Origin of the sequence: Niallia sp. FSL K6-0212, from assembly GCF_038007605.1 — a bacterium.
GTDB lineage: Bacteria > Bacillota > Bacilli > Bacillales > Cytobacillaceae > Niallia > Niallia circulans.
The window spans coordinates 177,504-201,163 of the sequence record NZ_JBBOXL010000001.1 but is presented as its reverse complement, the minus strand read 5'-3'; the positions used below and the strand labels follow the sequence as shown (position 1 = coordinate 201,163).

The following is a 23,660-nucleotide window of genomic DNA, read 5'->3' as shown; positions in this document are numbered from 1 at the left end:
ATAAAGCCAAACTATTTATTGCCTTTTATTTGCAGAGGAATAATTCTCGGGTATATCCCCAATTTAAAAAACATAGAAAAATCAAATTTAAAAATAAATCAAAAGAGGGTAAAAATGAAAGAGATACGCATTGGAAACCGATTAATTGGAGAAAATCATCCTCCCTTTATTATCGCGGAGATGTCCGGAAATCATAATCAATCATTAGAAAGAGCATTACAAATTGTTGAAAAAGCTGCGGAAGCAGGTGTCGATGCGATAAAATTACAAACCTATACAGCCGATACAATGACATTGGATATTGATGAAGGCGAGTTTTTTATTGAGAATGACAATAATTTATGGAAGGGAAGCTCACTCTATAAATTATATAAAGAAGCATATACTCCTTGGGAATGGCATGAACAAATTTTTAAGAGATGTGAGGAGTTAGGTATAATTGCTTTCAGTTCTCCTTTTGATGAAAGTGCGGTTGACTTTTTAGAAACATTAAATGTTCCTGCATATAAAATTGCGTCTTTTGAAAATGTCGACATTCCTCTTATCAAGAAAGTCGCTTCGACAGGCAAACCAGTTATTATTTCTACTGGTATGGCGAGTATCGCTGAAATTGATGAGGCAGTACGCACAGCGAGAGAGGCAGGGTGTGAGGATTTAATATTATTGAAGTGTACAAGTACCTATCCTTCTTCTCCAGAGAATACCAATATTAGAACAATTCCACATATGAAAGAGCTTTTTAAATGTGAGGTTGGTTTGTCAGATCATACGTTAGGTGTAGGTGTATCTGTTGCTAGCGTAGCATTAGGAGCAACCGTAATAGAAAAGCATTTCACTACATTACGGTCTGATGGTGGAGTAGACTCTACTTTTTCCATGGAACCACAAGAAATGAAAGTACTAGTGGAAGATAGTAAGCGAGCATGGCAGAGTTTAGGGAAAGTTACTTATGGAACAACGAAAGATGAATCCGCCTCTTTAGAACATCGACGCTCTCTTTATATTGTTGAAGATGTAGAAGAAGGAGAGATAGTTACTACTGAAAATGTTCGATCTATCCGTCCGGGTAAAGGGTTGTCGCCTAAATATTTTGAACAGACATTAGGGATGAAATTTCAAAAATCTTTTAAAAAAGGAACACCATTATCTTGGGATTGTTTCAAATAAAATAATAGGGTGCTGATGGATTGGAAACAGTTAATAAGACTATTGTAATTTTTCTAGGTCATAGTCAATATAACTCGATGCGTATTATGTCAGAAGAAATTGGATTAGCGTTTGTAAAATTAAATTTTCAAGTAATAAAAATAGATTTATTAGAAAAGGATTGGGTCGGTAAATTAGAAACTACGATTAAGGAAGAAAATGTATCTTTTTTCTTTGGGATGAATGGTTGGGGGGCAGATATAAAATCTGGAGAAAAATCCCTCTATGATGTAATTAATATCCCGCTTTTTGCCTTTTTTGTCGACCATCCATTATATCATCTAGATAGATTAAAACTTACGATAAAAAATCTTGTTGTTTCATTTGTTGATAAAAGCCATCTAGTAGATTTAAATTACTTTGTAAATAATATGGCAACTAAAGTCTTTATTCCGCATGGCACAGATTATACTAATGAAATCCGGAAGCCTATTTCTGAAAGAAAAATTGATATTCTTTTTACAGGCAGTGGAGTAAATCCTGACCAAGTTTTAAATGGATGGAAACACCTTCCCTCAGGTTTACGCAAAGTAATGATTGACACATCGGAAAAATTGTTAAGTGGTACGAACAAAAATCTGCAGACAAATTTCTTTGAAACATTAGAGCAAATGGATATTAAGATCAATACGTTTTATTCTGATAGTGTAGGGAAATTATTATATGAAATTGATCGATACACTCGTTTTTATCGACGAAGAAAGCTTATAGAGAGTTTACTTGATTGTCCTATTTCTATTTATGGAAGTGGGTGGGACTTTTTGGAAGGTAAGAAAAATTCACAAGCTAAGATATATTCATCAGTAGATGCTATTGTGATGAAGGAGCTATTAAAGGAAACAAAGATAACACTTAATATTTTTCCTAATTTTCCAAATGGAACGCATGAAAGAATTTTTGATAGTATGATGATGGGAGCTACCTGTTTAACAGATGAAAATAGCTATATAAGTAAAAGGTATACCCATAACAATGACATTATCTATTATCAACATAATGATCCATTACTCCCTGAAAGAATAAAAGCTTATTTGGAGAATGAAGAATTGTTACAAAAAATAGCGAATAAGGGATTTGAACAAACCAATCAAAATCATACATGGATTAATAGAGCATTAAAAATACTAGAGACTATTGATATACATCAAGGTTTAAGAGCAATTCAGTAGGAGGATTAAAGTTGAAGAATATTCTATTAACAGGCGGAGCAGGCTTTATTGGCAGAGCTGTAGCAAAGAAGTTGCTGGCAGATGGACATAAAGTCTGGATTTTAGATGATTTATCTAATGGCAGTGATAAAAATATTGAGGAATTTAAAGATCAACTAGAGGAATTCATTATTGGCGATATTAAGGATGAGGCATTGTTAAAGAAATTGTTTGCTAAAACATCCTTTGATATTTGCTATCATCTTGGAGCATCGATTAATGTCCAAGATTCGATTGATGATCCTCGAACAACTTTTAACAACGATACTATCGGGACTTTCTATGTATTGGAACAGTGTAGAAAAACCAACACAAAGGTTGTATTTATGAGTACATGTATGGTGTATGATCAATGTACCGATGAAACAGGGATTACAGAACAGCATGCAATTAAACCAGCTTCTCCTTATGCAGGAAGTAAAATTGCAGCGGAAAATATGGTATTGTCTTATTATCATGCTTACGGTTTGCCGACTGTTGTAATCCGTCCGTTTAATACATATGGACCTTTTCAGAAAACTGGAGGAGAAGGTGGCGTAGTAGCCATTTTTCTGAAGAAAAAAATAGCTGGAGAGCAGCTTCATATATATGGTGAGGGAACGCAAACAAGAGATTTATTATATGTGGAAGATTGTGCAGAGTTTGTTGTGAATGCTGGATATTCAGATGCTGTAAACGGAGAAATTGTAAATGCTGGCTTAGGAAGAGACGTTTCTATCAATGAACTGGCCCTTAAAATTGTTGGAGATTCGGACCGTATTAAACACATTGAACATATTCATCCGCAAAGTGAGATTCAAAAGCTTTTATGCAATTATGATAAGGCAAAACAATTATTAAATTGGAGCCCTAAGTATACGTTAGAAGCAGGATTAAGAGAAACGGAAGAATGGATTAAAAGTCACCTGATGTAAGGTGGCTTTTTTCCAAAGGAGGAAAATGAAATGGAATTAGCATTGTATGGAGGCCAACCAGTAAGACAGGAGTTTCTGTCGTATGGCCAACAATGGATTACAGAAGAAGATGTACAGGCAGTTGTAGAAACATTGCAAAGTCCTTATTTAACACAGGGTCCTAAAATTGATCAATTTGAACAAGCGATAGCAGAATATGTCGGCACAAAATATGCCGTTGCTTTTATAAATGGCACAGCTGCTCTGCATGGTGCTTGTTATGCAGCTGGCATAGGTGATGGAGATGAAGTCATTACAACCCCAATGACATTTGCAGCGTCCGCCAACTGTGTTCTTTATATGGGAGGAAAACCAGTTTTTGCAGATATTGATAAACAAACTTATAACATTGACCCAATTAATATCGAAAAACTGATTACCTCTAAAACAAAGGCAGTTATTGCTGTAGATTATACAGGACAGCCGGCGGATTTAGATGGAATCAAAGCGTTATGTAAAAAGTATCATTTAGTTTTTATAGAAGACGGTGCACATTCGATTGGTGCTTCCTATAAGGGAGAAAAGGTTGGTTCTCAAGCTGATATGACGATGTTCAGCTTTCATCCTGTCAAGCATATAACGACAGGTGAAGGTGGCATTATTGTCACTAATTCAGAAGAATATGCAAAAAAACTTCGATTATTTCGATCACATGGCATCACGAAGGATACTTTAAAAGAGGATGAGGGACCATGGAGCTATGAAATGGTTGATTTAGGTATGAACTACCGAATGACAGATATACAAGCTAGTTTAGGATGTTCTCAATTAAAAAGACTTGATAGTTTTGTAAAAAGACGCAGAGAGATTGCTAATCAATATACAGCTGCTTTTCATAACATTCCGAATGTAGTGGTACCTTTTCAAGAGGCAGCTGGTGAATCAAGTTGGCATTTATACATGCTTCGATTGCGATTAGACAGTTTAAGTGTAGATAGAAAGACTATATTTGAAGCTTTACGTGCTGAAAATATAGGTGTGCATGTTCATTATATCCCAGTCCATACTTTAGCTTATTACCAAAACTTAGGATATAAGAAGGGGATTTGTCCTCACGCTGAACTCTACTATGAAGAAGCGATTACACTTCCTTTATTTCCGAAAATGACAGAGGAAGATGTGCGATCTGTAATAAAAGCTGTACAGAAAGTAATAGGCTATTTTTCGAAAGTAAGGTAATTTTCCTTATTTATCCCATTTTATTTACAATTGAAATAACTTTTTGTTAATAAATGTTTAGAGTATCCGATATAAAAATTAAAGGATCTGATAGAGGAGCTGTTATATGGATGAAATTGGAGATAAATCAACAACAATCGACTATATCTAACTTAGTGAACTCAACCAGAAATGATAATGAAATTAGCTTAAATAATAGGGATTACACCAAATTGGTGGATACTCTTTCAGAAGAATCGACTAACATTCTGAAAAAAGAGAAAGCGGAAGAAATAGTAACGAGTATCAATGAATTTTTAAAGCCACATTATACTTCTATAAATTTTAAGGTCCATGATGAAACAGAACGCTATTATATAGAAGTCGTTGATAAAGCTACAGAGAAGGTTATAAGAGAAATTCCATCTAAAGAACTTTTAGACATCTATGCAAAAATGACAGAGTTTATCGGAATATTTATAGATAAAAAGCTTTAAATTAGAGGAGGATTTATAATGAGTGTAAATTCAATAAAATTCACCGGTCTTGCCAGTGGACTTGACACACAATCGATTGTCGATTCATTAATGAAAGTGCAGCGTATGCCTCTAGACAAACTAAAACAGCAAAAGCAAATTTTAGAATGGCAACGTGATAATTACCGAACAATGAATGCAAAATTAAAAGAGTTCGATACTTTCATATTTGAAGGTATTTCTAAACAATCAAATATGATGAAAAGAACTGCTGTTTCTTCAAACAAGGATATAGTATCAGTAAGTGCAAAAGCGAATGCAGGGAATGTTTCATATAATATCTCCGATGTTGTAATGGCAAAGTCCGCTAAAGTACAAAGTGCAGATAAAATTAGTAATAGTACGCTAGATCCTACCAAGAGTTTACTTTCCCAGCAAAGCAAACTCTCTGATGACTCTGGAATTCAATGGAAGGGAGAAAGTTTTTCACAGACTTTAACAGGACATGGTGATGAAATATATCTAAGCGGTACTTCCTTATCTGGATTTCCTGATTCAATAACTGTAACAGGAGGAACCGATAAAACGTTTAAAGTTCAGCTGATAGAAGGAGATGCTCCAGAGAAAGGTACTAGAGCAGCTGATACTGTATATGTTAATCCAGCCACTGGAAAAATGACATTTGGTGAAATTCTTCCAGAAAATAGCACGGTAACAGTGAGTGGGGACAATCTTAAGAAGAACAGCTACATTGAGTTTGATATTCAAACAACAAATGAAGATGGTACAAAAAATAAGCAAAGTTTTAAAATTGATGGTTCCACTTCATTAAATAGTATGTTTAGTAAAATTAATAGTTCTAATGTGGGGATCAGTATGTTTTATGACACTGGTACTGATAAAGTGGTCGCACAACGCACAGATACTGGCATACTAAATAACGGGGCAGAAGAAATTGAGTTTTTGGGAAAGGATGCCGAATTTTTTACTAAAACTCTAAATTTAACTGAAAAAACGGCTGGGTCTGATGCTGAATTCACCATTAATGGATTAAAAACATCTAGAAAATCCAATACCTTTACAATGAACGATGTTACCTTTAATTTAAATAAAAATACTGCTGCTGGTGAAAGTGTGAATGTAAATATTCAAACTGATACAGATAGTATTTTTGATACGATAAAATCTTTTGTCGATAAATATAATGAAACAATCGGTGCTGTTAATACAGAACTTACTGCTCAGCGTTATTCAGCTTTTCAGCCTCTTACAGAAGAACAGAAGGCGGCAATGGGTGAAAAGGAGATTGAGCAATGGGAGGAAAAGGCGAAAAGTGGCTTACTGAAGAGAGATCCCCTTTTAACCTCTGGTTTAAATAAAATGAGAAACTCCTTATATGCGTCTGTAACAGTTAATGATAAAACAAAAACAATTGAAAAATATAATCAGTTGGCTGAAATTGGGATCACTACTTCGAAGGACTATTTAGAACGTGGTAAGCTAGAGATTAATGAAGATAAATTAAAAGCAGCAATCGAAGATAATCCAGAAGCGGTATACCAGTTATTTATGGCGGATGGCCCAACAACTGATCAACAAGGATTAGCGAGAAGGCTAAGAACGGATATATCAGATACTATGAAACAAATTGAAGAAAAAGCTGGTAATACGTTTAAAACGGAATATAATTATACCATTGGTAAAGATATGCTGCGAATTGATGATAATATTGAATCAATGGAATATCGATTAAAGCAAATAGAAGATCGTTATTGGTCACAGTATAATGCAATGGAAAAGGCTATACAGAAATTAAATAATCAATCTTCGCAATTAGCAGGCTTTTTTGCACAAAATGGATCATAATAACTTAGGGGTGAGTAAGTAGATGGCAATTAATCAACCATACCAAACCTATAAGCAGAATGCAGTCAATACTTCGTCTCCCGGTGATTTGACTCTTATGCTGTATAATGGTTGTTTGAAATTTATTACATTAGCCAAAAGAGCTATTGAGGATAAAAATATTGAAAAACGAAATGAAAATCTTGGTAAAGCCCAAAATATCATTAATGAGTTGATGATTACATTAAATTTAGAGATTGATATTTCTAAAAATATGCTCCAAATGTACGATTATATTTACAGAAGATTAGTGGAAGCTAATACTAAGAATGATATAAATATATTAAATGAAGTCGAAGGTTATGTTATCGAATTTCGTGATACTTGGAAGGAAGTAATAAAAATAGCGAAAAAAGATATTGGACCTTCCAATGGATTAGCATAATGAATCCATTAACTGACTATAAAGAGTGTACGGAAAAGCTGCTTGGACTTCTTACGATAGAGGAAGGAACGATAGAGGAAAGAGAAGCTGTTATAAAGGAAATAAATGAGTTATTAGAGAAGAGGGAAGAATTATTAAATCAGCTTCCTTTATGGCCGAAAATTAATGAAGCAGATAAAAAAGAAATGATCGCTTCAGAGAAACTTCTGCAGGACAAGATGGTTTCTTTGCAAGGGAAAATAAAAACAGATTTAAAGCAGCAGCAAGTGAGAAAGAAAAGGATTAATCAATATAATGATCCGTATGGTGGAAATATCTCCATAGATGGCATGTTTTATGATAAGAAAAAATAAAAATGTTGTTGCCAATTAAGGCAACAACATTTTTATTTGATATTATATTCAAATCACTCTCGACAATCCAACACGGGTCTGCTTATTCTCAATACTTTCACCGATCAAAATAATTTCTGAATCTGCGTCCTTTGGTGCAATAATGCTGTGATCACCCACTGTTACATTGCATGCTGTTACGCTTTTTTCAATGACAGCATTTTCGCCGATAACGGTTCCAGGCAGGAGTACGGAATCTTTGACGATTGCTCCTTTTCCGATAATGACATCATTGAAGATAACAGAGTTTTCAACAGTTCCATAAATTTCGCAGCCTTCACTGATAATGGAGCGATTTACGGTAGCGGAAGATTCGATATAGGACGGGGCGTAGCACTGTTCGTGGGTAAATACGGTCCAGTCTTTGTCATTTAGAAAGATATTGCTTTCCTTTGATAATAAGTCCATATTTGCTTCCCAGAAGCTGTCGATTGTCCCAACGTCCTTCCAATAACCTTTAAAGGTGTAAGCATGTAGTTTGCGGTTATCTGTCAGCATGGCAGGAATAATATCTTTTCCAAAGTCCTTAGAAGATAATTCGTTCTTTTCTTCTTTTTGTAGATAGTATTTAAGCGTTTTCCATTTGAAAATATATACACCCATGGAAGCTAGATTTGATTTAGGATTAGATGGCTTTTCTTCAAAGTCGACGATTCGATTATTGGTGCCATCTGTGTTCATAATACCGAAACGATTTGCTTCCTCCCAAGGAACCTCCGTAACAGAAATTGTTGCATCTGCCCCAGTTTTAATATGCTGCTGCAGCATTAAATTATAATCCATTTTGTAAATATGGTCACCAGAAATAACGAGAACATAATCCGGGTTATACTGGTCAATATAGGATATATTTTGATAGATAGCATGGGCTGTACCATCATACCAGCGTTCTTCTGTACCACATTGGTATGGAGGGAGGATGCTTAGTCCGCCATCTCTGCTGTCCAAATCCCAATCTTTTCCGTCTTTAATGTAATTTTGCAGTACATGCGGCTGATATTGTGTTAATACACCAACAGTATCTATTCCTGAATTACGGCAATTACTTAATGTAAAATCAACAATACGGTATTTTCCCCCAAAGGGTACTGCCGGTTTTGCTAATTCTTCTGTTAGTTTTTTTAGTCTTGTCCCTCTTCCGCCAGCCAATAGCATTGCAATACATTTTTTATTCAAAATAGATCCCTCCAGTATGCGTTATCAAAGTTCATTTGTTAGAAATTCAAAAGAAAGTAATTTATTACTTATTTTACCAGGAAGATTTCAAATTTTAAGAACACTTCTTAAAAAAGCAAATGTTCTTCCTTTTCGTATCAAGTAGATCTATTTCGGCCTATAAACGATCGTCTTCCCACAACTTGTAATAGTACTCTTCCTCTTCCATTTCTTTTAATTCTAATTCAGGCTGATTTTGTAATATTGCTTCACTCATTCTTTTACCTCCAGGTTAAATTCTTAATGTGTTCATTGTAGCAAATATAAAACATTGAATTGTAAAAATATTTTGATTAATTTCGCTAAAACTCGACACCGACCGAATAAGTAATACTCATAATTCCATCTATTGTTAGGAATATAGGCTTCTTCTCTTACATTATGTCGAAATGTTTTTCAAAAGGGAGAATCTTTGTATAGATATTTAACTTCAATAGCCTCTACTTTTGAAATAGAAAATAATGGTTATACTAACACTTGCCTATCTTCTTTTTTCAAAGAACTAGTTCTTTTACTAAGTAATCAGTCACTTTATTATCGTACGAGCTATACGTTTTGATTATGGTGTATATATAACCGCTGTTAATCGTTTTGAAACATTTTCTAACATAAAAATTTGCTGAAAATAATTTTCGATAGAATAATAGTAAGCGTTTGTATTTAAAAAGTTCACAATTTTGTCGAAATTTCTTATTGTTTTAGCAGGATTTTGCCAGGGTATGATAGAAATAGATAGTATAGTCAAAATGATTCCTTATATGGTATATTTTCATTTACTATAAGGAAAAAATAAGACTTGCACTGGAAACTATAAAGGAGGAGTAACTTATGAATTTCAACATTAGAGGAGAAAACATTGAGGTAACTCCAGCAATTAGAGAGTATGTCGAAAAGAAAATCTCTAAATTAGAAAGATATTTTTCTGAATCACCAGATGCACAAGTAAATGTAAATTTAAAAACGTACAATGATAAAACTTCCAAGGTAGAGGTTACAATTCCAATGTCCCAGTTGCTGTTACGTGCAGAAGAAGATCATATGGATATGTATGCAGCTATTGATTTAATCTCTGATAAATTAGAAAGACAAATAAGAAAACATAAAACAAAAGTAAATCGTAAGCATAGAGAAAAAGGAAATCTGAATGAACTATTTGGTTCTTACGAAAGCACACCAAATGTGGAGGAAGAAGAACAGGAGCTAGAAATTGTCCGCCAAAAACGCTTCAATCTAAAACCAATGGATAGTGAAGAAGCAATCCTGCAAATGGATTTACTAGGCCATAACTTTTTCGTTTATACAGACGCAGAAACAAATAACACCAATATCGTCTATAAACGAAAAGATGGAAAATACGGTCTAATTGAAGCTCAATAATAAAGATAAAGCCTGCAGTGAAACATTGCAGGCTTTATTTTATTGTTTATATAATACACGAGAATAATCCGTTAAAACCCCATAAGTCAATAGACATTTCAACCAAATATTTCATCCGATTTTGTCATCCCCTTTAAAGGTTAGAAAATTCTAAAAAGAACTTCCTTATTTCCAATCTACAAGCTATAATGAAGCATATTTTAAAACAGAAGATGCGTGGTGATTAAATGAAATTAGATGCAATAGACAAAAAAATATTAGAATTACTTACAGAAAATGGCAGGCTTTCCTATGTGGAAATTGGCAAAGAGCTGCAATTATCCCGCGTGGCTATAAGAGAGCGAGTCAGCCAACTAATCGAAAATGGAGTGATTGAAAAATTCAGTGCTGTTATCAATTCGGAAAAAGTAGGCAAAACAGTTTCTGCCTTTTTTGAAGTAGACTGCGAACCAGCTTCCCTCATTCAAGTAGCCCAAACACTAGCGGAAAATCCTGTTGTGGCCAGCTGCTATCAAATGACGGGTCCAAGCACCTTACATATGCATGTTCTCGTTGAAGACTTCGAAGCACTAGAAAGCTTTACAAACAACGAATTATATTCCTTAGAAGGCATCACAAGAGTAGAAAGTCATATTCTTTTAAGAAGGTTTAAAAGTAGAAATGGTTTAAAAATTTGATGTAAATACCAAACAAAGATCAAATTTATTATGTTAATCTTTTGTTTGGTATTTTATTGTCTTCTTTTTTCCAAAGTCTATCCGAATTAATTTCCATAATTAAGAAAAAGCATGATAAAATACATGTATATTATAAAAATTAGAAAGGTTGTTTATATTTGGAAAATAAAATCAACACACCAAAAAAGTACAGTATAATTAGTTATATTGCTCTTGCCATTGGTATTATTTGTGTCTTTATTGTTTTTGTCACACCGACAAGAATAGCTAATAACGGAAATGCGGTTGGTGATTATATTACATTTATTCTTACGGGTACAGGGATCCTATTATCAATCATTGCAATGATGAAGAAAACAGAGAAAAAGGTAATCCCTATAATATCTTTCATATTTTCCTCTTCTTTGTTTATATTTTGGATTATCATTTTTATCCTCTTGTTTACTGGTCAAATTGATTTTGCGCCTTAAGAAGAAAAGAAATATTGCTTTCTTCAACTTGTCTATTGTCCTCCGCTTCCTGACGAAAAGCGGAGGATAATAGATAATTACTACAAACCTTCCTACACACCAATTCATATAAATGAATTACATGTCTTGCCATTACCAAACCTTCCTAGCAAATCGACCTTCTTAAATAGCTATATTGTGAAATATTGGAAACCTTATCGATTCTCTCCGGGAAATTCACAAATTAAAAAAAATCTCCAACAAAAAATATAAGTGTATTTACTTTCTTGAAATAATATTGATCTTTTTACATCCCTACTAAATCTGAAGGGATTCAAGCAACTAAATTACTATAAGAAAATAACAGTAGTATAAAAATACTGAAAAAAGAATGATTATTAAAAGAATTCACCTCACATGCTCTCTAGTAATTTCCCCTCTATACTTTGTGAAAAACATATTATTATTTCGGAAAAATAAATATTAGAGGTGCGAAAGGATTCTTTTGTTTTCTGTAAATACAGAATATATATAATTATTAAATTTTTTAGAAAAATGACTAGAATTCTGTTTATAACTGTCTTATAATCATGAATATTAATTATTTTCTTTCGTTTGTTAATCAAATAAAGTGATTTGATTTCCTTCTGAAAGCTAAAATTGGATATTTTTACAAAGATGGGAAGGTGAGATGATTGATCTCCATGATTATTAGAAGGTTATTTCAGCTTGTACTATTACTTATTGGAATATCTTTCTTAGTTTTTGCTAGTATGCATTTGGCACCAGGTGATCCAGCTTCTATCATAGCAGGACCAACTGCAACTGCTTCCGATATTGCCGCGGTTCAAGAAAGTTTAGGGTTGAATAAACCTTTTCTTGTGCAGTATTGGGATTATTTAAAAAATGTCTTACAAGGTGATCTTGGTTATTCCTATCAGACAAAACAATCGGTGTCAGAAGCGATTGCATTAAGATTTCCGAATACATTGAATTTAGCGATTGCAAGTATCGTTGTCGCAGTTGTGATTGGATTAATAACCGGTATTATCTCCGCACTAAAACAAAATTCATGGCTTGACGTATTCAGTACTGTTTTTTCCTTAGGGGGAATTTCGATTCCTAACTTCTGGCTAGGCTCTATCTTGATTCTCGTATTCGCCGTCAACTTGCAACTATTGCCGGTTGGAGGATTGGATGCACCGTTTTGGACGGTGGAAGGAATGCAGCAGTTAATCCTTCCCGCTATTACATTAGGAACGGGTTCAGCTGCGATGATCGCCAGGATGAGCCGTTCCTCGATGTTGGAAGTAATTCAAGCTGATTATGTTCGAACGGCGAGAGCTAAAGGGGTAAAGGAAAGCTCTATCATTGGCGTACATGCATTGAAAAATGCCATGATTCCAGTCATTACCGTAATTGGTGTTAACTTTGGCGGACTATTAGGAGGGACGATTATCACAGAACAGGTTTTTGCAATAAACGGTGTTGGGAGATTAATGATTAATGCCATTGCTTCAAGAGATTTCCCAATGGTACAAGGGTCGGTATTATTGGTAGCATCCCTCTTTGTTTTAGTGAACTTAATCGTTGATATTATCTATGTCTTTGTAGACCCAAGAATTAGCTATGACAATTAAGAAAGGAGGAAGCTAATGGAAACAGTAACAAACCCACAATTATCACCAGTAGTGAAAAAAGCAAAAAAGGATTCATTTCTAGTATCAACTTGGAAAAAATTGATAAGAAATCGTTTAGCTGTCGTGGGACTGATGATTATAATTCTGCAGGTTGCAATCGCGATAACAGCACCGCTAATAACAGGTTATGATCCTGCAAGTCAAAATCTTGAAGCAACTGAGTTACCAATGTTCTCGGAGGGTCACTTGCTCGGAACGGATAATTATGGTCGTGATATGTGGAGCAGAATTGCTTATGGAGCAAGAATATCATTAGTGGTTGGCAGTATAGCTGTTACGCTTGGATTAGTAGGTGGTATTACACTTGGATTACTGGCAGGCTATTACCGAAAATTAGACGGAATTATTATGAGAATCGTAGATTTACTATTTTCTTTTCCAGGTATTTTGCTAGCAATGCTTATCATTGCTGTTCTTGGAACAAGCTTAGTAAATGTAGCAATCGCCATCAGTATTTGGTCGATTCCTTCTTGTGCCAGAATTGTCAGAGGTTCGGTGTTATCGGTGAAAAAGCAAGAATATGTTTTGGCATTGAAATCACTTGGAGCAAGTGATTTGCGCATTATGTTTAAGCATATTTTGCCAAACTGTACAGCACCAATTATTGTGTTTGCGACAATGCGTATGGCGACAGCAATCCTATCCACTGCTTCTCTTAGCTACTTAGGATTAGGAGCACAGCCGCCAACTCCAGAATGGGGAGCAATGATTTCCCAAGGACAGGCGTATATGTGGACATCCCCGCATATGACGATTATTCCTGGTATTGCCATTATGCTAACAGTATTTGCATTTAACGTTGTAGGAGATGGATTAAGAGATGCACTCGATCCAAATATGAAGGTTAATCAATAATACATAAACCAAGGGGGAAATTTCACATGAAAAAGATGGTATTTGCCATAATGGCATTAATGCTGCTAGTTGCAGCAGGCTGTTCCAAAGGTTCTAGCGGTAGTTCAAGTGGAGAAAAGGTAACACAAGAAATAACCTATGCATCGACTTCAGATGTAGTAGGACTATCTCCGATTCTAACAAATGATTCTGTTTCTGCCTCTGTCAATGAGCAAGTGTATGAAACATTATTTACACGTAATTCAGAAACGATGGAAATTGAACCACTTTTAGCAGAATCTTATGAGAATCCCGATGAATTAACATGGATTATCAAATTAAAAGAAGGAATTAAGTTCCAAGATGGAACACCTTTTAATGCAGAAGCAGTCAAATATACTTTTGATAAATTCCGCGACCCAAAAACAGCGGCACCTCGTGCTTCCTTGCTTGAACCAATTGAGTCCGTTAATGTCCAAGATGAGTACACGATTGAGATTAAAACAAAGTATGCATACGGAGCATTGCTTGCGGCACTTTCTCATTCCAATGCAGCAATTGTTAGCCCAGAAGCAGACCAAAATGGTGATCTAATGAAAAATCCTGTTGGTACAGGCCCATTTAAATTTGTCAGCTGGACACCAGGAGAATCGGTAATATTAGAAAAGAATCCTGATTATTGGCAGGGAGAAGCAAAGTTAAACAAAATTACCTTTAAAGTAGTTCCGGAAGTAACGACAGCAATTTCCATGCTCCAATCTGGAGACGTTCAATTTATTGATGCTATTGCGACAGAGCAATTGTCCCGTGTTGAAGGACTTAAAAATGTAGAAGTAACGAAAAAAGAGGGAACACCTGTGTACTGGTTAGGATTTAATATGCAAAAGGAACCAATGAACAATTTAGAGTTCCGTCAAGCAGTAGCCTATGCGTTAAATAGAGAAGCTTATGTACAACAACTTAATGGTTTAGGGATAGCTGGCAACAGTGTGATTGGACCCAAAGTATTTGGCTATGATGAGGCAAGTAACGATGTTGGCTATGAATATAATCTAGAAAAAGCAAAAGAATTAGTTGAGAAAAATGGATTTGGGGACAATGAGTATACATTACTAGTTGCAAACAGAGCGAACTATATGAAAATGGCGGAGATTAGTCAGTCGCAATTACAGGAAGCTGGTTTCAAAATAAAAATTGAAACAATGGAATGGGCAACATACTTAGATACAACTCGCACTGGGGATTATGAACTGAGCTTCTTAAGCTGGTCGAATTCAACTGCTGATGGAAGTGAGCTTCTATATCCGAATTTCCATTCTGATAATGTGGAATCTTCGAACAAGGTGAAATACAGCAATGAAACATTTGATAAATTAGTAGAAGAAAGTCGTGAAAGTGTCGATCAAAATGTCCGTGCAGCGAAATTAAAAGAGGCTAATGAGTTTCTTGTAAAAGATGCTCCTGCGATTGTCATGAATCATGGCGTAGTAACACTTGCTTATGATAAATCGGTTAAAGGATTAGACATTGATCCAACAGGAACTTGGTCATTATATAAAGTTTACAGAGAGTAGGGATAAAAAATGGAGAAGAAGCTATTATCTGTAAAAGACTTACGGACAAATTTTCGTACAGCTGATGGGGAATTATCAGCTGTACGAGGAATTTCTTTTGACTTAGCTAAAGGAGAAACATTATGCATTGTCGGAGAATCTGGTTGTGGGAAAAGTATTACCTCCCTTTCTCTCATGGGGCTTCTTCCAAGCAATGGCTATATAAGCAGAGATTCTGCAATTGATTTTAACGGAACAGATCTATCAAAGCTTACAAAGGAACAATTACGTTCTATCCGCGGCCGCGAGATATCGATGATTTTTCAAGAGCCAATGACGGCATTAAATCCAGTGCTGACAATAGGATATCAGTTAAGAGAGCCCCTTATGCTTCATCAGCAGTTATCTAAGCAAAAGGCTAATGAGAAAGGAATTGAACTTTTAAAACAAGTGGGTATTCCTTATCCTGAAAAAAGAATGAAGCAATATCCCCATGAATTAAGTGGCGGAATGAGACAACGGGTCATGATTGCGATTGCATTATCTTGTCGTCCTCAGTTATTGATTGCAGATGAACCAACAACGGCATTAGATGTAACGATTCAAGCACAAATATTAGATTTAATGGATGATTTAAAGAAACAGCTAGGCATGGGTGTGATTATGGTTACTCATGATATGGGTGTAGTCGCAGAAATAGCGGACCGAGTAATGGTGATGTATGCTGGCGAAAAGGTGGAGGAAGGCGATGTGGAGAGTATTTTTACGAATCCGCAGCATCCATATACAAGAGGTCTTCTGAACTCTGTACCAGATATTGATGATCCATCTTTTGAACTGGAAGCAATTCCTGGGTCACTCCCTAATCTAAATGAGGAAATTAGTGGATGTCGTTTTCATCCACGCTGTCCATTTGCGACAGACCGATGTAAAGAAGCATCACCTGGTGAATATGAGCTCCATTCCGCTCATCGCGTAAAATGCTGGTTACAGGAGGAGGTGGAAATACATGCAGACGATCGAGAAACCATCCCTTCTTAAATTAGAAGGGGTTAAAAAGTATTTTCCTATTAAAGGCGGCTTATTGCAGCGTGTTCAAGGACATGTCAAAGCTGTTGAAAATGTTAGTTTGGAAGTTATCGAAGGAGAAAGTGTTGGCGTTGTTGGCGAATCCGGGTGTGGAAAATCCACACTTGGCAGAACGATTCTCGGTTTAGAAGACATAACCGATGGAAAGGTGTATTTCCAAAGCCAAAATACAAAGGAGCTTTCTAGTAAAGAACGGAAAGCAATTAAAAAAGATATGCAGATGATTTTTCAGGATCCTTATGCTTCCTTAAATCCTCGGCAAAAAATTGGGAATGCATTGGAAGAGGTATTTGTCATTCATACGAATCTATCAAAAGAGGCAAGAAAACAAAGAGTAATAGAGCTGCTACAAGAAGTGGGCTTAAAGGAAGAGCATTATGACCGCTTTCCCCATGAATTTAGTGGCGGACAGCGTCAGCGAATCGGAATTGCCCGGGCAATAGCTCTTAATCCATCCCTTATTATTTGTGATGAGGCGGTATCAGCATTAGATGTATCTGTTCAGGCCCAAGTATTAAAATTAATGAAGGGGCTTAAGGAAAAATATCAATTAACCTATCTATTTATCTCACATGACTTAGGGGTTGTTCGCTATTTCTGTGATCGGGTTTTAGTTATGTATTTAGGAAATACAGTGGAGCTTGCTTCTTCGGAAAAATTATACGAAAATCCACTTCATCCTTACACTAAAGCATTGTTATCCTCGATTCCACGTCCTAAAATGGGAGCAAAAGGTCAAAGAATTCGCTTAACAGGAGAAATTCCTAATCCGGCTAATCCTCCTTCTGGCTGTCCATTCCATACACGCTGTCCGATAGCAACAGATCTATGTAAACAAGCAAAGCCAGAGTGGCAAGAAGCAGAAGTAAATCACTTTGTTGCCTGTCATTATGTCGGAAAGGAATTGAATTAAGATGAAACTAGATTACTTGTATCACCCTTATCCTTCTCAGCGAAATACTGTTTTTGCAAAAAGGGGAATGGTTGCTACGTCGCAGCCTCTTGCTGCTCAAGCTGGTTTAGAGATTTTACAAAAGGGCGGAAATGCGATTGATGCAGCAATTGCAACAGCCGCGGCATTAACAGTAGTGGAACCAACTTCTAATGGAATCGGCGGAGATTCCTTTGCACTTGTATGGTTCAAGGATAAGCTGCATGGATTAAACGCGAGCGGACCTGCACCAAGCTCTATTTCCATTGATTCGTTAAAAGCAAAAGGGCTAGAAAAGATACCAACTTATGGCGTTATTCCAGTAACAGTACCAGGTGTTCCATCTGCCTGGGCGTCACTTTCAGAAAAGTTTGGGAAATTACCTTTGAAAGAAACATTGGCACCAGCTATTCGTCTTGCTGAAGAAGGCTATCCAGTTAGCCCAACTCTCGGAAAGTATTGGAATTTGGCCTATAATCGCTTTAAAGAAAGTTTTCAAGGAGATGAATATACGCCTTGGTTTGATACGTTTACTCCTAATAGAAAAGCACCGCAAATTGGGGAGATTTGGTCATCACCAGGTCATGCTTCTACATTGCGCTCTATTGCAGAAACAAATGCAGAGAGCTTTTATCGTGGGGAATTAGCTGATAAAATAGCACAGTTTATGAAAGAGCATAATGGCTATCTTCAAAAAGAAGATTTAGAGCGTTATTATCCTGAATGGGTGGAGCCAATTTCTGTTTCTTATAAAGGTTATGATGTTTGGGAAATCCCGCCGAACGGGCAAGGATTGGTCGCATTAATGGCACTTAATATTGCTAAAGGCTTCAAGTTAACAGAGAAGGATTCTGTTGATACATACCATAAACATATAGAAGCAATGAAGCTTGCATTTACGGATGGAAAAGCATTTATTACCGATGAAAAGGAAATGCCTCATACAGTAAAGGAATTATTAAGCGAAGAATATGCTGCTTTAAGAAGAAAAAAAATTGGCGACCAAGCCATTACACCTGAACCGCTATCACCTCCAAAGGGAGGAACGGTTTACTTAGCCGCAGCAGATGAAGAGGGAAATATGATTTCCTATATTCAAAGTAATTACATGGGCTTCGGCTCAGGAATTGTCATTCCCGGAACAGGGATTAGCATGCAAAACAGGGGGCATGATTTTTCCCTCGATCCAGCTCATCCCAATGCATTAAAACCTGGGAAAAGAACCTATCATACAATTATCCCTGGATTCCTTACGAAAGATAATAAGCCAATCGGACCTTTTGGGGTGATGGGCGGTTATATGCAGCCACAAGGTCATTTTCAAATTATTACCAATACAATCGACTTTCATTTGAATCCACAGGCGGCTTTAGATGCACCGCGCTGGCAGTGGATAGAAGGGAAGAAAATACTGGTTGAGCCGCATTTTCCTAACTATTTAGCTCAAGCTCTTGCAAGACGGGGACATGAGATTCAAACAGCTACAGAGTTTGGACATTTCGGCAGAGGACAGATTATCTGGAGAGACGAAGAAACAGGTGTATTAATTGGAGGAACAGAATCAAGAACAGATGGAACGATTGCCTCTTGGTAAAACTGCAGAAAGGTTGTTGGATTTATGACACATTGGCACCTATTTCTTGCTTTTTTTCGGGTAGGGATTTTAGGATATGGCGGTGGTCCTTCTTCAATTCCTCTTGTAAAAAACGAAGTAGTGGATAAATATAAATGGATGACAGATGATGAGTTTTCTGATGTTTTAGCATTAGGAAATGCGTTGCCAGGCCCAATTGCCACCAAAATGGCTGGCTATATTGGCTGGCAAGTAAAGGGCGTATTCGGGATGATAAACGCTATTATTGCATCTGTTGTTCCGACGATATTATTAATGATTATTTTATTAACTTTTTTAAATTCTTTTAAAGATAAGCCTTGGGTATTAGGAATGACAAAGGCTGTTGTTCCTGTGGTTGGTGTAATGCTAGGGGTATTGACAGTAGACTTTCTAAAGAAAGTAAATAGTCATTTTCGTCTGAAGCTGACGATTGGGTTGATGTCCGCAAGTCTTATTCTTTTAGTCCTTCTCCAAATCCATCCCGCGATTGTCATTGGAGTTGTCATTGTCGTCTCTCTACTTAGCAAGAAGCAAAAAGAGGAAGTGAAAGAGGTGAAGGCATCATGATTTTTTGGCATATTTTTTTGGCATTTTTTCTTCCAGGTATTCTCGGCTATGGAGGGGGACCAGCATCGATCCCTTTAGTGGAAAAAGAAGTGGTCGATCGGTATGGCTGGGTAACCGAAAATGAATTTAGTGAAATACTGGCAATGGGAAATGCACTGCCAGGCCCGATCGCGACTAAAATGGCAGGGTATATTGGATATCAAGAAGGTGGAATAATTGGTGCGAGTATTGGGGTTTTTGCAACGGTTGCACCGTCCTTATTATTAATGATTGCCTTATTACGGCTGTTAATGAATTTTAAAGATTCACCTAAAGTAAGTTTGCTGACAAACTTAGTGAGACCTGTGATTGCTGTCTTACTCGCCATGATGACGATTAGTTTTTTCCAGAATTCTTATCATGGAATAGGAATCTTGCAAACTGTATTTCTTGGAGCTGTCAGCCTGATTTTATTGGAAAAGGTAAAGGTTCATCCAGCTTATGTGATAGCGGGTTCTCTAGTGTATGGAGCAATATTCTTGGCTTAAATGAAAATGGCAGAAAACTCCCTATTAATATGGGAGTTTTTTAATATTGGTAACGTCCATAGTTTAAAGCAATTGAGATAATTTTAAAAATTTTAATCCTTCATTCCAAACTGCAACCGCCTATTTTCCCTATATCATAAAAATTTAAATAGTCAGAAATGCAAAATTAGTCTAATAAAAGGGATTGAAATTCCAAGGGAGTCCTTTTATAATGAAAATACGAACTACCATACTAGTATAATTAGGATACCGAGGAAAAGGTGAGTATAATCGTTACGATTCGGAAAAAGGAAAATATCTCTACGAGGGATTTTGTGTATGAATCATTAAAAAATAGAATTACAGAATTAGAGTTAAAACCAGGGCTAAAGATTTCTGAACAAGAAATCGCAAGTGAGTTAAATGTAAGTCGCACTCCGGTAAGAGAAGCTTTCTTAAAGCTCTCACAAGAAGATTTGCTGGGGATATATCCGCAAATTGGTACGATTGTTTCCTTGATTGATTTAGAGCTTGTGGAAGAAGCAAGGTTTGTCCGGGAAAATATGGAGAAAGCAGTTGTGAAAGAAGCTTGTCAGGTTTTTAAACAAGAGCAGTTATTTAAATTGGAATCTAATATTGCCATGCAGGAATTATGCTTAAAAAATCAATCCTGCCATCAATTATTGGAATTGGATGATCAGTTCCATCGTTTATTATTTGAAGGATGCAACAAGCTGAGAACTTGGAAGATGATTAGAAAAATGAATAGTCACTTTGACCGCTTGCGTGTTCTTCGATTGGAATCCAATCTGGAATGGGATATGCTTGTTTCTCAGCATAAAGATATCTTTCATTTTATAAAGGAAAAGAAAACAAACGAAGCAGAAAAACTAATAGGGATACATTTAAACTTAGTTAACTTTGAAAAAGAGGAACTAAAGAAGACATATCCTGATTATTTTCGTTAAAATTAACAAGATCTAATCTAGCCTTTTCACAGAATTTTAATCAAGCTGTATTGGTTAATTATAGGAGGGTTATGTAAATGGAAAAAATGGTGGATAAAGAAAATCAACAATTCGTAACCAATAGTTATCATTGTTGGCTGCAGTATCGTAAAATAGAAAACGCTCATCAATACAGTAATATCACCTCTACGATTGGAATAGCAGGAGATACAGCCATGATTAATTCTGCTGCAAGGGAACTCCAGAATGGATTTAAATCCATGCTAGACGTTAATCCAACTCTTCAACCATATAATTCAATGAAAAGCTCTATTATTTTAGGTACATATGAAAGCGTTAACTTAAATGATTATGGCATCTCATCCACGTTATTTGATGACTTAAATGATGAAGGCTATGTATTAAAAACCACTGATGATAATAAACAGATGCTACTAATCGGAAAAACAGATAGAGGCGCATTATATGCAGCTTTTCATTTCTTAAGGATTTTACAGCAAGAAGAACCGCTAATTGGCTTAGAAATAAAGGAAGCACCGAAAAATCAGTTGAGGATGATGAATCAATGGGATAACATGAACGGATCCATTGAACGTGGTTATTCTGGAAAATCGATCTTTTTTAATGATAATGACTTCAATGAGGACTTAACAAGGGTAAAGGATTATGCTCGCCTTTTGTCATCTGTAGGTGTCAATGCTATTTCCATTAATAATGTCAATGTGTGGAAGGTAGAAACGAAACTGCTTACAAAAGAGTTTTTACCTAAAGTAAAAGAAGTAGCAAATATTTTAAGGTCTTATGGAATCACTACCTATTTGAGTATAAACTTTGCTAGTCCAATAGAGTTAGGAAACTTGACGACTGCTGATCCACTTGATCAAGAGGTAGAAAAGTGGTGGGCGAGAAAGGCAGAAGAAATTTATCGCTATATCCCTGATTTCGGCGGTTTTGTGGTAAAGGCGGATTCAGAGGGCAGACCGGGACCATTCAGTTATGGCAGAGGCCATGTCGAGGGGGCAAATGTTTTAGCACGAGCATTACAGCCTTTTAATGGAAAAGTAGTATGGCGTTGTTTTGTCTATAATTGCGTACAGGATTGGCGTGACAGAAAAACAGATCGTGCCAGAGCTGCGTACGATCATTTTAAGCCGCTTGATGGGCAGTTCCTTGATAATGTCATTTTACAAATTAAAAATGGACCCATGGATTTTCAAGTACGGGAACCAATCTCTCCATTAATAGGCGCCATGAAGGAAACGAATCAAGTAGTAGAATTTCAAATTGCGCAGGAATATACCGGTCAACAGAAGGATGTTTGCTATTTAGTACCACAATGGAAAGAGGTGCTAGAGTTCGATACCTATTCGGATGGAGAAGGATCGACCGTAAAATCAATCGTAGCTGGCAGACTTTATAACTATAGCCATAGTGGTATTGCTGCTGTCTCCAATATTGGTAATGATATAAATTGGACTGGGAATACTTTAGCACAGGCCAATCTTTATGGCTTTGGCAGATTAACCTGGAATCCTGACTTAACGACAGAAACAATCACAAATGAATGGATTCAATTAACATTTGGGAATAATCCAGTAGTTGCAAGTGTTGTTAAAGATATTTTACTTTCATCCTGGAAAACATATGAGCATTATACGGCACCCCTTGGTGTTGGCTGGATGGTTAATCCAGATCATCATTATGGTCCAAATGTTGACGGATACGAATATTCCAAATGGGGTACCTATCACTTTGCAGATCGTGATGGAATTGGGGTAGATCGTACAATGGAAACGGGAACTGGCTACACTGGGCAATATTTTGGACCAAATGCACAACGATACAACTCATTAGATGATTGTCCAGATGAGCTTCTGCTATTTTTCCACCATGTCCCATACTTACATAAACTTCATTCTGGAGAGACAGTCATTCAGCATATTTATAACACCCATTTTCAAGGGGTAGAAGAAGTGGAGATGTTTATTAAGAAATGGAATGAATTAGAAGGAAAAGTAGAAGATTGGGTTTTTGAAAATGTACAAGAACGTTTACAGCTGCAGTTAGAAAATGCGAAAGAATGGCGTGACCGCATTAATACGTATTTTTATAGAAAATCAGGAATTGTCGATGAAAAAAATAGAACGATCTATTAATTAGTACCTCTCTTCCCCGCATTATACAGTAAAATCGACTTTTTACATTTAAAGAAAACCAGGGTGGAGGAACAGCTGCGCTTAAAAGACCAATTCGGTCACCCTTCAATAAGTGGGGGGTTGGAACAACCCCTCTGATTGATCATGATTAATAGTAGAAGTTAAATCGTGAAAGCAAAATCATCCAAAGAACCTACTCCTTTTGAATAAAATAGATTCATTTAACAGTAGTTTTAAAACGAATCATTTCTCCCATTGTTCACACCAGTGCATCGATCTTTCAAAATAGAATAGTAAACTTTAAGCATAAATCGTACGATAAGTAACAATTAAACTTCTA

The 23,660-nt window shown here is 36.1% G+C and carries 22 protein-coding genes; 21 read left to right on the top strand and 1 reads right to left on the bottom strand.

The genetic code is table 11. From position 1 onward, the window contains the following. The first annotated feature begins 114 nt into the window (after nt 1-114). The 8 genes from pseI (at nt 115) to MHH96_RS00865 (ending at nt 7,644) form a co-directional block, all read left to right on the top strand. The gene (pseI, locus tag MHH96_RS00900) at nt 115-1,167 is read left to right on the top strand and encodes a pseudaminic acid synthase (RefSeq protein WP_336044393.1); all 1,053 of its coding nucleotides are present in this window, start codon (nt 115-117) and stop codon (nt 1,165-1,167) included. Between the two features lie 20 nt (nt 1,168-1,187). Further along, the gene (locus MHH96_RS00895; RefSeq protein WP_336044394.1) at nt 1,188-2,375 is read left to right on the top strand and encodes a glycosyltransferase; all 1,188 of its coding nucleotides are present in this window, start codon (nt 1,188-1,190) and stop codon (nt 2,373-2,375) included. A gap of 11 nt (nt 2,376-2,386) precedes the next feature. Next, on the top strand, nt 2,387-3,328 hold the full coding sequence (locus tag MHH96_RS00890; protein ID WP_341116367.1) for an SDR family NAD(P)-dependent oxidoreductase: 942 nt from the start codon (nt 2,387-2,389) through the stop codon (nt 3,326-3,328). Nucleotides 3,329-3,358: 30 nt separating this feature from the next. Then, nucleotides 3,359-4,546, top strand: coding sequence for a UDP-4-amino-4,6-dideoxy-N-acetyl-beta-L-altrosamine transaminase (pseC, locus tag MHH96_RS00885; RefSeq protein WP_341116365.1), 1,188 nt, complete (start codon nt 3,359-3,361; stop codon nt 4,544-4,546). A gap of 110 nt (nt 4,547-4,656) precedes the next feature. Then, on the top strand, nt 4,657-5,022 hold the full coding sequence (locus MHH96_RS00880; protein WP_341116363.1) for a flagellar protein FlaG: 366 nt from the start codon (nt 4,657-4,659) through the stop codon (nt 5,020-5,022). An 18-nt stretch (nt 5,023-5,040) separates the two neighbouring features. After that, the gene (gene fliD, locus MHH96_RS00875) at nt 5,041-6,867 is read left to right on the top strand and encodes a flagellar filament capping protein FliD (RefSeq protein ID WP_341116362.1); all 1,827 of its coding nucleotides are present in this window, start codon (nt 5,041-5,043) and stop codon (nt 6,865-6,867) included. Nucleotides 6,868-6,889: 22 nt separating this feature from the next. Beyond that, on the top strand, nt 6,890-7,291 hold the full coding sequence (gene fliS / locus MHH96_RS00870) for a flagellar export chaperone FliS (RefSeq protein ID WP_047943890.1): 402 nt from the start codon (nt 6,890-6,892) through the stop codon (nt 7,289-7,291). Then, nucleotides 7,291-7,644: a flagellar protein FliT gene (locus tag MHH96_RS00865; RefSeq protein WP_341116360.1), complete on the top strand. Its 354-nt coding sequence runs from the start codon at nt 7,291-7,293 to the stop codon at nt 7,642-7,644. Before fliS ends, MHH96_RS00865 begins: the two co-directional genes overlap by 1 nt. A 48-nt stretch (nt 7,645-7,692) precedes the next feature. Here the strand turns inward: MHH96_RS00865 and MHH96_RS00860 are convergent, their stop codons facing one another. Continuing rightward, nucleotides 7,693-8,862: a glucose-1-phosphate adenylyltransferase gene (locus MHH96_RS00860; protein ID WP_341118086.1), complete on the bottom strand. Its 1,170-nt coding sequence runs from the start codon at nt 8,860-8,862 to the stop codon at nt 7,693-7,695. Nucleotides 8,863-9,726: 864 nt separating this feature from the next. On the opposite strand from MHH96_RS00860, the gene hpf reads away from it, so the two are divergent. The 13 genes from hpf (at nt 9,727) to MHH96_RS00795 (ending at nt 23,320) form a co-directional block, all read left to right on the top strand. Further along, nucleotides 9,727-10,275, top strand: coding sequence for a ribosome hibernation-promoting factor, HPF/YfiA family (gene hpf, locus MHH96_RS00855; RefSeq protein WP_047943892.1), 549 nt, complete (start codon nt 9,727-9,729; stop codon nt 10,273-10,275). Nucleotides 10,276-10,502: 227 nt separating this feature from the next. Next, nucleotides 10,503-10,952, top strand: a complete 450-nt coding sequence (locus MHH96_RS00850; RefSeq protein ID WP_061800934.1) for an Lrp/AsnC family transcriptional regulator — start codon at nt 10,503-10,505, stop codon at nt 10,950-10,952. A 158-nt stretch (nt 10,953-11,110) separates the two neighbouring features. Next, entirely contained in the window at nt 11,111-11,422 is a 312-nt protein-coding gene (locus tag MHH96_RS00845) for a hypothetical protein (RefSeq protein ID WP_144546080.1), read from the top strand. A gap of 674 nt (nt 11,423-12,096) precedes the next feature. Continuing rightward, nucleotides 12,097-13,041 (top strand): nickel ABC transporter permease, encoded by a 945-nt coding sequence (gene nikB / locus MHH96_RS00840; protein ID WP_123260577.1) that lies wholly within the window; start codon nt 12,097-12,099, stop codon nt 13,039-13,041. Between the two features lie 15 nt (nt 13,042-13,056). Continuing rightward, complete coding sequence (locus MHH96_RS00835; protein ID WP_123260578.1) at nt 13,057-13,956, top strand: ABC transporter permease; 900 nt, start codon at nt 13,057-13,059, stop codon at nt 13,954-13,956. A gap of 26 nt (nt 13,957-13,982) precedes the next feature. Continuing rightward, a complete protein-coding gene (locus MHH96_RS00830) occupies nt 13,983-15,509 on the top strand; it encodes a glutathione ABC transporter substrate-binding protein (protein WP_123260579.1) in 1,527 nt (508 codons plus the stop codon). Nucleotides 15,510-15,518: 9 nt separating this feature from the next. Beyond that, nucleotides 15,519-16,529 (top strand): ABC transporter ATP-binding protein, encoded by a 1,011-nt coding sequence (locus MHH96_RS00825; protein ID WP_095322059.1) that lies wholly within the window; start codon nt 15,519-15,521, stop codon nt 16,527-16,529. After that, complete coding sequence (locus MHH96_RS00820) at nt 16,498-17,490, top strand: ABC transporter ATP-binding protein (RefSeq protein ID WP_144546082.1); 993 nt, start codon at nt 16,498-16,500, stop codon at nt 17,488-17,490. The genes MHH96_RS00825 and MHH96_RS00820 overlap by 32 nt, the downstream gene beginning before the upstream one ends. A gap of 1 nt (nt 17,491) precedes the next feature. Beyond that, on the top strand, nt 17,492-19,102 hold the full coding sequence (locus MHH96_RS00815; RefSeq protein WP_144546084.1) for a gamma-glutamyltransferase family protein: 1,611 nt from the start codon (nt 17,492-17,494) through the stop codon (nt 19,100-19,102). Between the two features lie 24 nt (nt 19,103-19,126). After that, complete coding sequence (locus MHH96_RS00810) at nt 19,127-19,690, top strand: chromate transporter (RefSeq protein ID WP_341116358.1); 564 nt, start codon at nt 19,127-19,129, stop codon at nt 19,688-19,690. Further along, nucleotides 19,687-20,217: a chromate transporter gene (locus MHH96_RS00805; protein ID WP_095330294.1), complete on the top strand. Its 531-nt coding sequence runs from the start codon at nt 19,687-19,689 to the stop codon at nt 20,215-20,217. Before MHH96_RS00810 ends, MHH96_RS00805 begins: the two co-directional genes overlap by 4 nt. Nucleotides 20,218-20,477: 260 nt before the next feature. Continuing rightward, the gene (locus MHH96_RS00800; RefSeq protein WP_235844546.1) at nt 20,478-21,164 is read left to right on the top strand and encodes a GntR family transcriptional regulator; all 687 of its coding nucleotides are present in this window, start codon (nt 20,478-20,480) and stop codon (nt 21,162-21,164) included. Between the two features lie 77 nt (nt 21,165-21,241). Beyond that, nucleotides 21,242-23,320, top strand: coding sequence for an alpha-glucuronidase family glycosyl hydrolase (locus MHH96_RS00795; RefSeq protein WP_144546087.1), 2,079 nt, complete (start codon nt 21,242-21,244; stop codon nt 23,318-23,320). The last annotated feature ends 340 nt before the right edge of the window (nt 23,321-23,660 follow it).

Bases quoted from the DNA above. Each gene is read 5' to 3' on its own strand.
- MHH96_RS00865 (WP_341116360.1), top strand. From the start codon at position 7,291: ATGAATCCATTAACTGACTATAAAGAGTGTACGGAAAAGCTGCTTGGA.
- pseC (WP_341116365.1), top strand. From the start codon at position 3,359: ATGGAATTAGCATTGTATGGAGGCCAACCAGTAAGACAGGAGTTTCTG.
- MHH96_RS00815 (WP_144546084.1), top strand. From the start codon at position 17,492: ATGAAACTAGATTACTTGTATCACCCTTATCCTTCTCAGCGAAATACT.
- MHH96_RS00880 (WP_341116363.1), top strand. From the start codon at position 4,657: ATGAAATTGGAGATAAATCAACAACAATCGACTATATCTAACTTAGTG.
- hpf (WP_047943892.1), top strand. From the start codon at position 9,727: ATGAATTTCAACATTAGAGGAGAAAACATTGAGGTAACTCCAGCAATT.
- MHH96_RS00825 (WP_095322059.1), top strand. From the start codon at position 15,519: ATGGAGAAGAAGCTATTATCTGTAAAAGACTTACGGACAAATTTTCGT.
- MHH96_RS00820 (WP_144546082.1), top strand. From the start codon at position 16,498: ATGCAGACGATCGAGAAACCATCCCTTCTTAAATTAGAAGGGGTTAAA.
- pseI (WP_336044393.1), top strand. From the start codon at position 115: ATGAAAGAGATACGCATTGGAAACCGATTAATTGGAGAAAATCATCCT.
- fliD (WP_341116362.1), top strand. From the start codon at position 5,041: ATGAGTGTAAATTCAATAAAATTCACCGGTCTTGCCAGTGGACTTGAC.
- MHH96_RS00850 (WP_061800934.1), top strand. From the start codon at position 10,503: ATGAAATTAGATGCAATAGACAAAAAAATATTAGAATTACTTACAGAA.
- fliS (WP_047943890.1), top strand. From the start codon at position 6,890: ATGGCAATTAATCAACCATACCAAACCTATAAGCAGAATGCAGTCAAT.
- MHH96_RS00830 (WP_123260579.1), top strand. From the start codon at position 13,983: ATGAAAAAGATGGTATTTGCCATAATGGCATTAATGCTGCTAGTTGCA.
- MHH96_RS00795 (WP_144546087.1), top strand. From the start codon at position 21,242: ATGGAAAAAATGGTGGATAAAGAAAATCAACAATTCGTAACCAATAGT.
- MHH96_RS00805 (WP_095330294.1), top strand. From the start codon at position 19,687: ATGATTTTTTGGCATATTTTTTTGGCATTTTTTCTTCCAGGTATTCTC.
- MHH96_RS00835 (WP_123260578.1), top strand. From the start codon at position 13,057: ATGGAAACAGTAACAAACCCACAATTATCACCAGTAGTGAAAAAAGCA.
- MHH96_RS00810 (WP_341116358.1), top strand. From the start codon at position 19,127: ATGACACATTGGCACCTATTTCTTGCTTTTTTTCGGGTAGGGATTTTA.